This is a genomic window from Rhizobium sp. C4, assembly GCF_021026315.1.
GTDB lineage: Bacteria > Pseudomonadota > Alphaproteobacteria > Rhizobiales > Rhizobiaceae > Ensifer_A.
In genome coordinates, this window is the sequence record NZ_JAJNCX010000005.1 from 325721 (window position 1) to 332554 (window position 6834).

The 6834-nt window shown below is 58.5% G+C and carries 7 protein-coding genes and 2 pseudogenes; 2 read left to right on the plus strand and 7 right to left on the minus strand.

Annotated features, from left to right (window positions below):
- Positions 1–111: 111 nt before the first annotated feature.
- From LQK84_RS11910 to LQK84_RS11920, 3 genes and pseudogenes are all read right to left on the minus strand, one after another.
- Complete coding sequence (locus LQK84_RS11910) at positions 112–1464, minus strand: cytochrome P450 (RefSeq protein ID WP_230828938.1); 1353 nt, start codon at positions 1462–1464, stop codon at positions 112–114.
- A gap of 429 nt (positions 1465–1893) precedes the next feature.
- Positions 1894–2616 (minus strand): GntR family transcriptional regulator, encoded by a 723-nt coding sequence (locus LQK84_RS11915; RefSeq protein ID WP_230828939.1) that lies wholly within the window; start codon positions 2614–2616, stop codon positions 1894–1896.
- A gap of 166 nt (positions 2617–2782) precedes the next feature.
- Positions 2783–2938, minus strand: a pseudogene (locus LQK84_RS11920) (NAD(P)-binding protein); the annotation flags it as partial.
- A 591-nt stretch (positions 2939–3529) separates the two neighbouring features.
- Here LQK84_RS11920 and LQK84_RS11930 point away from each other — a divergent pair.
- Positions 3530–4084 (plus strand): AAA family ATPase, encoded by a 555-nt coding sequence (locus LQK84_RS11930; protein ID WP_230828940.1) that lies wholly within the window; start codon positions 3530–3532, stop codon positions 4082–4084.
- Positions 4085–4240: 156 nt separating this feature from the next.
- On the opposite strand, the gene LQK84_RS11935 is transcribed toward LQK84_RS11930, so the two are convergent.
- From LQK84_RS11935 to LQK84_RS11950, 4 genes are read right to left on the minus strand one after another with little or no spacing between them, the layout of a single operon-like run.
- A complete protein-coding gene (locus tag LQK84_RS11935) occupies positions 4241–5368 on the minus strand; it encodes a site-specific integrase (protein WP_230828941.1) in 1128 nt (375 codons plus the stop codon).
- Positions 5365–5613 carry a type II toxin-antitoxin system Phd/YefM family antitoxin gene (locus LQK84_RS11940; protein ID WP_230828942.1) on the minus strand — a complete coding sequence of 83 codons (249 nt, stop codon included), beginning with the start codon at positions 5611–5613 and terminating at the stop codon, positions 5365–5367. Before LQK84_RS11940 ends, LQK84_RS11935 begins: the two co-directional genes overlap by 4 nt.
- A 10-nt stretch (positions 5614–5623) precedes the next feature.
- Complete coding sequence (locus LQK84_RS11945) at positions 5624–6001, minus strand: type II toxin-antitoxin system VapC family toxin (protein ID WP_230828943.1); 378 nt, start codon at positions 5999–6001, stop codon at positions 5624–5626.
- Positions 5998–6291 carry a type II toxin-antitoxin system Phd/YefM family antitoxin gene (locus tag LQK84_RS11950; RefSeq protein WP_230828944.1) on the minus strand — a complete coding sequence of 98 codons (294 nt, stop codon included), beginning with the start codon at positions 6289–6291 and terminating at the stop codon, positions 5998–6000. Before LQK84_RS11950 ends, LQK84_RS11945 begins: the two co-directional genes overlap by 4 nt.
- A gap of 178 nt (positions 6292–6469) precedes the next feature.
- Between LQK84_RS11950 and LQK84_RS11955 the strand changes: the two are divergent.
- Positions 6470–6751: pseudogene (locus LQK84_RS11955) on the plus strand (RHE_PE00001 family protein); the annotation flags it as partial.
- Between the last annotated feature and the right edge of the window lie 83 nt (positions 6752–6834).

Genomic DNA, 6834 nt, shown 5'->3' on the forward strand with positions numbered 1-6834 from the left:
CCTGGATTTCCGCAGCACTTGTGGAGGGAAGGAGTGCAGGGATAGTGCATTGCAGGCCCGACCGAATGGTTTCGGCCGGGCGATTGTATTCGCAAGCGTTCAACCGCTGCCTTATCCGTTCAGCCGAACCGGCAGCCGGTCGGGACCTCTAAATGACAAGGTCGGGAGAAAGCTGATGGTTTCCTCTTCGACCAGTTTCATCTTCGGGAAGGCGGAGGTCAGTTCCTCAAGAAGGATACGCAGTTCCATCCGTGCCAGTGGCGCGCCGAGGCAGTGGTGGATGCCGTTTCCGAACGCGATGTGGGATCGGGCATTGCTGCGGCCAATGTCGAAAATCTCACCATCTGCGAATTGCTTTTCGTCCCGATTGGCCGATGTCAGTGAAAGCAGGACCTGTGAGCCCTGAGGGAGTTGAACACCCGCAATCTCGACATCCACTTTGGCGCGGCGGCGCCAGGCTATGGTTGATGTCGCATAACGTAGACCCTCCTCGACCGCATTCGGGATCAGGGTTTGGTCATCGACGATCGCCTGCCATGTCTGCGGGCGCTTCAGAAGCTCGAAAAGCAAATTTCCGGCGGCGTTCGTCGTGGTTTCATGCGCGGCGAGCAACAGCCCGAACACCAGGCTCTTCACCTCATTTTCGGTCAGAACGGAATCGTCATCCCCGCGTGCCGCCAGCAATGCGCTGGGATAATCGTCCCCCGGATGCTTCTTGCGTTGATCCACCAGCGCGGTGGCAAAATGCCAGAAGTCTGCCAGATCGCGTGCGGCTTCCATCTGCTGGTCATGGCTTAGCTTGCCGAAGATCAGCTTGATGCGAAGGTCGGCCCATTGCTTCAGCTTACGCGCGTCCAGTTCCTTTTCGCCCAGCAGGAGAAACGCGACCTTTGCGGGATATTCGTAGGTGAAGGATGCAACGAGATCGATGACCTCTTCGCGGCTCTTCCTGATTTCATCGACATAGGATCGGGCAAGCGCCCTGACATCGGCTTCGTAGTTCTGGAACTTCTTCATGTTCAGAAAGGTGACGGCCGCATTGCGTCCGCGCGTATGCCTGGGCGGATCGCAGGCGACCTGGACGCTTTCATTGGTGAAATGCTGGTCCTGAAGAAACTGATGCATCTCCTGAGGCCATGGCACGATCGGAGCCGTCGCATTGGAGGCCGAGAACCGCTCGTGGTCCCGCAAGACAGCCAGCGCGTCCTCTCGTCGGGTCACGACCCAGCAATCGATGCTGGGCGCATAGAAGATCGGCACCTCGGGTCGGACAGACGCGTAAAAATCCGTCATGCCTTGATGCTCGAACGGTTGAAAGCGTGCGCCCGCCTGATGCATCGGGCATCCGACGGGGATTTCACTCGGATTGGCCATTGCGTTCATTTTTACCTCCTGAAAATCCGGCTCTGCTGCGTCAGCGAAAACCGGCGGCGATCTGCAAATGATCGGCTTCACTTGAGCCATATGGCGAGATCCAATCCTGCGCAGTCACCCTGCCTCCTGCCGGATATATATTCTAGTATTTATGTTGCGTCAACAGACCGATTTATGCCCGCGAAGTCAATGCTGCCAGGCGAATGCGATGCTCGACTGTGGGCAAGGATGGGCTTGATCGGCCTGCTGGGCGGTACCCAAACGCGCAAAAGTCCGGTATCCGCCGCGCGACGATCACATGCGCATGCCTGACGACGAAGTGCTTCGGCATCATGTGCCGCGAACGTTGAACCACTGGAAGGTTATTTTCCTCAGACCTGAAATGCCGAGACTGACGGGTACCCAATGGCGGTGGGTCCGAAGAGCGTAGTGAAGATGAAGGTCCGGTCGAGCAGTTTAGGCGACATGCGTCGCCCGAACCAAGGATCTCGATAATAGAAAGCGTCGGGATTTCGCGCGTCAGCGCTGAGACAGACGCTGTCGCCCCGTTTCGGTCTGCGATGCCGAAGCTTTTTGCTGGCCCACTCTGGCGATCCGTTCTGAAACGGCCAGAACATGCTGCCTCATGATTGGGACAGCCGTCGCCGCATCGCGCGCCTCGATGGCGGCGATCAGAGCCTGATGTTCCTCATGCGCCACCTTGAGGCGTTCCATGAAGATGGGAGCCTTGGCGGTAGCGACCATGAAATCGCCGAGATCGCCCATGATTTCAGTGGAGTCTGCCAGAGCCGCCGAGCCGATCAGGTTGTGGATTTCGGAATGGAACCGCTGGTTCAGGCGGCGATAGTCTCGTGCGAGTTCGCTTTCGTTCGTCGGCCCCGTCACAAGCTGGCCGATCTCGACCGAGATGGACTTGAGCTGCCGGATATGCGCAGCTTCGGCCCGCTCGCAGGCCAGCGATACACACACGCATTCCGCTTCGGCGAACAATTTGTAGAAGTCCACCATCTCCTGGACGCTGTAGCTGCGAGGGTAGCTGCCGACCTGGGGAATAATGCTGATGAAGCCTTCAAGCGCGAGCCGACGCACGGAATCCATAACCGGCTGGCGGCTCACACCGAGGTCATTGGCAATAGCATCGATCGGCACCATGACATCGACTTGAAGCGTGCCGTCCAACAGCATCTGTCTCACATGTTGATATACCTGAATGCCGAGGCCTGTCTTTTCCCGTCGAAGCATCACTTGTCCTGCAATTTGTCATCTAAAACACTAGTATAACTCTATCGCTGCCCGCTTTGCAATTCAGCGCGGTTCTTTTGCAGTCGCAGACAACGCTTTTCCTCGCCAATTGCTGCGGGGCGCGTTGGTGCATGGATCACATAATGGATCCATGCACCAACGCGCCCCGCAGAATGTGAAGTAGATCCCTTTGGCCGACCAGCCCCGCGCCACGTCCGGCGAGACTGTGTGACGAGCGTTCGAAAATACGGACATCATGGCCGGCCCGCTGTAGGAGGATACCGGCGAAAAGCCCGGTGAGCGACCCGCCGGCGATTCTGATCTTGAGTTATCGCATCGTCTTCTCCTAAATGGCCAGCGGCCGCCGCCGGGTGGCGGCGATGATGGCGGAGCTTGATCAGGAGGCGCTTACGCCAAGCCCCGCGCCCTGCAGGCAGACAAGCGGCCAGCCGCCTTCTCGCCAAGCCGGAGTCGCCAACGCTGATCCGGCTGTGCCACCCAGGAACATGCCTGTCATGAACACGATGTTCAGTCGGCTAAGCGTTTAGGTTATCGGTTCGTTGAGCATACACAGTGGTCGCATACGAACTATCGAAGCGTTTTTCTAAGCAAACGTCTACCGAGCGCTCGGTAGACTCAGGATGCTGCAACTCATACACCTGTCTGATCTTCACCTTGTTTCACCCGGTCAGGAACGACACGGACTCCGGCCCGAGGAGTGCTTGGCATCTTGCGTCTCCCACGTCGGACGCAAGCATGGCGATTCCGCCTTCTGCATTGTAAGCGGTGATCTTACTCATAACGTTGACCCACTGGGCTACGCCGAGGCAGCGCGTATCCTCTCCCAACTTCCCATGCCAGTACACCTGATGATCGGCAACCACCACGACCGTGACATTTTTCGAGAGGGATCATGCATATTGCAGTTACGGGTGCGCATGGCACAGGCAAGACGACATTCATCGATGATTTCACTACCGTTCATCGCGGCTATGAAAGCGTGCCGGAACCCTATTGGCTTCTTGAGCAGCAAGGGGTTGCGTTTTCCAATGGAGCAACGATACCTGATCTTGAAAAGCAGCTTGCCGAGAGCTGCAAGCTGATCCTGGGGCATGCTCATGGCCGCGACGTGATCTTTGACCGCTGCCCACTCGACTTTCTCGCCTATTTAGAGGTTGTCAGTGCCCGTGAGGGCTTTGAATGGCTGCCCGGCGGCCGTGAACTGGCCAATATCAGCAAGGCGCTCGCCATGCTTGATGTGGTCATTTTCGTCCCCCTCAGATCTCCTGATGATATTCCGGTCCAGATTGAATTTCCCCGATTGCGGAGCCGCGTAGACCGGCGCCTCAAGACCATGCTTCGCGAAGATGATCTTGGGCTATTGCACAATGGGCCGCGTATTATCGAGGTTTTAGGTTTTCGGGCTCAACGCGTGGCGATGGCAGACTCGCTCCTTGGGCCTGCATAAGCACCTAAACGTACGCTCCAGCTGCTTTTGAAGCCGGAAATGTCGGCTTTATGCCAATTTTTCTCGACAGCCCGGACAGTCTCTTCCCCGGCAGGAACTGTTGCGAAACAGGCTCTCTCTTCGCATTGCAAATCATTTCTGCTTTTCAAAAGCCTGCTAAAGCAACCGCGCCGCTCGGCCACTCCTGCGGGTCGCGCTGTTATAATACTCCGAGGCCTGCTGAACGGAGCGATGCCGGGATTGCTCCATCGCCTCAGGCAACGGAATGCCGCGATTGGCTGCCTCCGTCAGATAGCCGGACCGCAACCCGTGCGCGGAAAACTCCGCCGGATCGAGACTTGCCATGGCGGCACGCTGCTTCACGATGTCGTTCACGGCGGTAGGATCGAGCGCGCGGGGCGAGACATTGCCCCAGCGATCGATGGCCCGAAACACACTGCCGCTTTCGATTCGCGCGGCTTTGAGCCAGTGCTTCAACGCCTCGACCGGCCGACCGGTGAGATAGACGATTTCCTCGTGATCAGCACCACTGGTCTTTATCCGCCCCAGATGTATGGACAGCGAGGGGAGGGGAGAGCCGCCCTCAAGAGCAATCGGCTCTTCGTCGGTCAGTTGCTCCTTGCGTAGCGTCGCCACTTCGCTGCGGCGACGGCCGCCGGAGGCGAAGGCGACCATGAGAATGGCCCTGTCGCGGAGATTGCGGAGACTTCCGCTTTCGCAGGTCTTGAGAAGCCGGGCGAGGATGTCGCCCGTCACCGCCTTGGCGCTCTTGCGCTTGCGCGGACGCGGCGTGGCCCGCACGGCAAGGCGGATAGCGGACTTGACCCTTGGGGACGCGAATACACCCTCCAGCCCACGCCATTTCGTGAGGGTCGACCACGTGGCCAGCCGCCGGCGCACAGTATCGGGGGCATGAGGCCCGGCAGCTCTGAGGAAGCCTTGAACGCGAAGTTGGTCTTCGACTTCGTTTGGCATTCCATGCTGCGGATCTGCGAGGCGTTTTTCCGGGTCCCACAGATGATGGGCCACGAACTTCAGGAGAAGCGCTTCCGGCGCCGGCCACGGAAGAGAACCGCCTGTCGCGGCCAGCGACCAGGCCTGCAGATAGGCCAAATCGGAGGTGAGGGCACGCAGCGTGTTTTCCCCCATGCCCTGATTGACCAGATGCCGCAGCGTTTCGACATCCTGATCGGTGAGCAGGTCCGCCAACGCGTCCCGGCGACCCATTGGCAGGACCGAGGCGATCGTGTCGAGCTGTTGGATCCGTCGATCAATCGCACTCATTTTGGCAAGCCATGCTCGTCGTAGAAATCGGAATGGCCGGAGGTCGTCCCTGGTGGAACGCTTTTGCGACCCTCTGCAGCCAATTCGAGGAAGCTCGGTTCGGTGTCCGCCGTCTTCGCGATCGGCATGAGTGTCGCAATTGGCCTCTCGTCGCGGCAGATCACAATCGCATCCCCGCGCAAAACGAGTTCAATGAGCTCCTCGAACCGTTCCGCCGCCTCATTCACCTCAACAAGAACCCTCATCGAGGTTTCCTCACCAGACCCTCTCATGCAAGACCGCATCGAAGACCAGATCCGTCGAGACCAGCGCGCAGCGCTCCAGCCGTGTCTGCGCGGCGAGGATCCGATCCCAGGGGTCCCGGTGTTCCCATTCGAACGCGGCCGCGAGTTCTGCATGAAGGTCGCTGATGGCGAGCGTCTGCAGCCCGCTGGCGCTCACGGCAGCGCGCAATTCCTGCGGTTTGAGATCGAGCTTCGTCAAGCGCATCTTGGTGTCGAGTTCATAAAAGGAGACCGCGCTGACAAGGACGTTGTTGCGCTTGTCCTCGATCAAAGCCCGCGCATGCGGCGACAAACGTGAACTCCCGATCGTCCACCAATAGACGGCATGGCTGTCGAGCAGGAGCTTCACGGCTTCTTCCCGCCATCGACAGCTTTACCTTGGAAGATCCCAGTGTCATCATTCCAGTCGCCGGCATCGATTGCAACCTGCTCTGCGTCCTCAGCGTCGAACAAGTCGTCCGGGAGCTTCCGCTGCGCCAGTAGCCCGAACGGCCGCTTACCCAAAGGGTCGGCCGGACCGATGCGCGCATAGATCTCGTTACCGCGCGTCACGATGATCTCCTCGCCCTGGTTGGCGCGTTCAAGCACCTCGGCGAACTTCTTACGCGCCTCGCTGATCTTGTAGTGGGTCTGAGGCATGGTTGGCTCCGGTTGGTCGATTTGGAGAACGATAGCACTGGGAAAGCGGATGTACAAACCATTCGTACATATGATCTCCGATAAGAGGTACTTATCGATGGTTATCCACCCAACCCCCAACCGTACCATGTGAGGAACTGTAATATTCAGATAGAGTTCCTATAAGAAATCATCTACCATAATTTCAATGGCTTACGATTTGACGAAAATCAGCCTGAGCGACCTGATGCGGCCAGCTTTCGACGCTGGTGTCGCTCTGACGCGTCTGGACGAGCGGATCGCCCGCTCGCCGGTCGGCCAGGGATGGATCGAACGATCCCAGTTCACCGACGCCTGCGCCTCACTGTGGATCGACGGCGAACTCGTCCACCTCGAAGACCTCGTTCTCCATGACGCTACCCGCGATATCCGCACACCCACGGCTTTGGTGCGTGGGTCGTTGAAAGAACGGAACTCCGTCTTTGATGCTGCTTCTATGGGTTAGCTTTTGTGCAGCGGACGGATTTCGGGCGTGCGCAGGCCAGCATGCGATTGAGGACAGCG

Excerpts from the sequence above, each read along its gene's own strand:
- LQK84_RS11910 (WP_230828938.1), bottom strand. The coding sequence starts at position 1,464 with ATGGCTCAAGTGAAGCCGATCATTTGCAGATCGCCGCCGGTTTTCGCT.
- LQK84_RS11915 (WP_230828939.1), bottom strand. The coding sequence starts at position 2,616 with ATGCTTCGACGGGAAAAGACAGGCCTCGGCATTCAGGTATATCAACAT.
- LQK84_RS11930 (WP_230828940.1), top strand. The coding sequence starts at position 3,530 with ATGCATATTGCAGTTACGGGTGCGCATGGCACAGGCAAGACGACATTC.
- LQK84_RS11935 (WP_230828941.1), bottom strand. The coding sequence starts at position 5,368 with ATGAGTGCGATTGATCGACGGATCCAACAGCTCGACACGATCGCCTCG.
- LQK84_RS11940 (WP_230828942.1), bottom strand. The coding sequence starts at position 5,613 with ATGAGGGTTCTTGTTGAGGTGAATGAGGCGGCGGAACGGTTCGAGGAG.
- LQK84_RS11950 (WP_230828944.1), bottom strand. The coding sequence starts at position 6,291 with ATGCCTCAGACCCACTACAAGATCAGCGAGGCGCGTAAGAAGTTCGCC.